The sequence below is a fragment of the Candidatus Photodesmus katoptron Akat1 genome (assembly GCF_000478685.1).
GTDB classification, from domain to species: Bacteria; Pseudomonadota; Gammaproteobacteria; order Enterobacterales; family Vibrionaceae; genus Vibrio; species Vibrio anomalopis.
In genome coordinates, this window is the sequence record NZ_AMSD01000009.1 from 1 (window position 1) to 2,463 (window position 2,463).

The 2,463-nt window shown below is 44.3% G+C and carries 3 tRNA genes and 1 rRNA gene; all 4 read left to right on the top strand.

Annotated features, from left to right (window positions below):
• Positions 1-52: 52 nt before the first annotated feature.
• The 4 genes from O1U_RS04680 to O1U_RS04695 all read left to right on the top strand — a co-directional run bounded on the left by O1U_RS04680 (position 53) and on the right by O1U_RS04695 (position 2,368).
• Positions 53-138: transfer RNA gene (locus O1U_RS04680), tRNA-Leu, on the top strand.
• A 364-nt stretch (positions 139-502) separates the two neighbouring features.
• Positions 503-2,057: ribosomal RNA gene (locus tag O1U_RS04685) — 16S ribosomal RNA — on the top strand.
• Positions 2,058-2,135: 78 nt separating this feature from the next.
• Positions 2,136-2,212, top strand: a tRNA-Ile gene (locus tag O1U_RS04690).
• Between the two features lie 80 nt (positions 2,213-2,292).
• Positions 2,293-2,368: transfer RNA gene (locus tag O1U_RS04695), tRNA-Ala, on the top strand.
• The last annotated feature ends 95 nt before the right edge of the window (positions 2,369-2,463 follow it).

The window sequence follows — 2,463 nt, forward strand, 5'->3', positions numbered from 1 at the left end:
TTCTATATATTTTATACTAGTATAGTAAAAAATAGGGGATGACTGTAAGTTTAGCTGTGTGATGGAATTGGTAGACATGAGTGATTCAAAATCACTTGCCGTTAAGGCGTAGCGGTTCGAATCCGCTCACAGCTACCAAGTTTTCTATTTTGGAGAGGGATAAAGCCTCATACAAAGGCAGTAATTCAGAAGCTAAAAAACATATAATAGCTATTTTAAATAAAGTAATTTATTTACATATATAAATTTTATAAAAAGTATTTGACACAGAGTTGGATCTAGCTAGAATGTTTGATTCTTTCTAGTAAAAGAAGAAAGCAAGCTCTTTAATAACATTAAATCTATTAATCTGTGTGAGCACTTATTTGATAACAGTCTTAAAGGCTTGTTTAGTGAACAACAAAGGGAACGATCGATATTTATTAATTGATAGGAACTAATGTTGGTTTACATTTTGATGTATTGAGTATTCATTAAGCAATTACCTTGATAACAAAAGCTTTAATTGAAGAGTTTGATCATGGCTCAGATTGAACGCTGGCGGCAGGCCTAACACATGCAAGTCGAGCGGAAACAACAGCTATCCTTTTTAAAAGGATAATTGGTTGTCGAGCGGCGGACGGGTGAGTAATGCCTAGGAAGTTGCCCAGTAGAGGGGGATAACCATTGGAAACGATGGCTAATACCGCATAAACTCTTTGGAGAAAAGCAGGGGACCTTTTATAGGCCTTGCGCTATTGGATACGCCTAGGTGGGATTAGCTAGTTGGTAAGGTAATGGCTTACCAAGGCGACGATCCCTAGCTGGTCTGAGAGGATGAACAGCCACACTGGAACTGAGACACGGTCCAGACTCCTACGGGAGGCAGCAGTGGGGAATATTGCACAATGGGCGCAAGCCTGATGCAGCCATGCCGCGTGTGTGAAGAAGGCCTTAGGGTTGTAAAGCACTTTCAGCAGTGAGGAAGAATATGCATCTAATACATGTATATTTTGACGTTAACTGCACAAGAAGCACCGGCTAACTCCGTGCCAGCAGCCGCGGTAATACGGAGGGTGCGAGCGTTAATCGGAATTACTGGGCGTAAAGCGCATGTAGGTGGTTTGATAAGTTAGATGTGAAAGCCCGGGGCTTAACCTCGGAACTGCATTTAAAACTGTCAGACTAGAGTACTATAGAGGGGGGTGGAATTTCAGGTGTAGCGGTGAAATGCGTAGAGATCTGAAGGAATACCAGTGGCGAAGGCGACCCCCTGGATAGATACTGACACTCAGATGCGAAAGCGTGGGGAGCAAACAGGATTAGATACCCTGGTAGTCCATGCCGTAAACGATGTCTACTTGGAGGTTGTGGCCTTGAGCTGTAGCTTTCGTAGTTAACGCGTTAAGTAGACCGCCTGGGGAGTACGGTCGCAAGATTAAAACTCAAATGAATTGACGGGGGCCCGCACAAGCGGTGGAGCATGTGGTTTAATTCGATGCAACGCGAAGAACCTTACCTACTTTTGACATCCAAAGAAGCCAGTAGAGATACAGGTGTGCCTTCGGGAACTTTGAGACAGGTGCTGCATGGCTGTCGTCAGCTCGTGTTGTGAAATGTTGGGTTAAGTCCCGCAACGAGCGCAACCCTTGTCCTTGTTTGCCAGCGAGTAATGTCGGGAACTTCAAGGAGACTGCCGGTGAGAAACCGGAGGAAGGTGGGGACGACGTCAAGTCATCATGGCCCTTACGAGTAGGGCTACACACGTGCTACAATGGTGTATACAAAGGGTTGCCAACCAGTAATGGTAAGCTAATCCCCTAAAGTACATCGTAGTCCGGATTGGAGTCTGCAACTCGACTCCATGAAGTCGGAATCGCTAGTAATCGTAGATCAGCACGCTACGGTGAATACGTTCCCGGGCCTTGTACACACCGCCCGTCACACCATGGGAGTGGGTTGCAAAAGAAGTGGGTAGTTTAACTTTCGAGAGGACGCTCACCACTTTGTGGTTCATGACTGGGGTGAAGTCGTAACAAGGTAGCCCTAGGGGAACCTGGGGCTGGATCACCTCCTTAAAATATCAGGATTGTTTGAATGAGTGCTCACACAAATTAATTAGATTAATTTAAAGTTAAAGAGTTTAGTTAGATATTGGGTCTGTAGCTCAGTTGGTTAGAGCGTTCGCCTGATAAGCGGGAGGTCGGTGGTTCAAGTCCACTCAGACCCACCAATCCTTTTGAATATTTAAGTTATTACCAAAAGGAGTTAAAATTGAACGTTCATACTTAAAGCTAATGTATGCAAGGAGAAGGGGCTATAGCTCAGCTGGTAGAGCACCTGCTTTGCACGCAGGGGGTCTGCGGTTCGATCCCGCATAGCTCCACCAATGATTAAACGATTAAAATCAATTAAATATAGTAAAGCCTGTTCTTTAACAATTTAGAAAACTAGACAGATAATTCTGTTAGTTAATTTAGGATA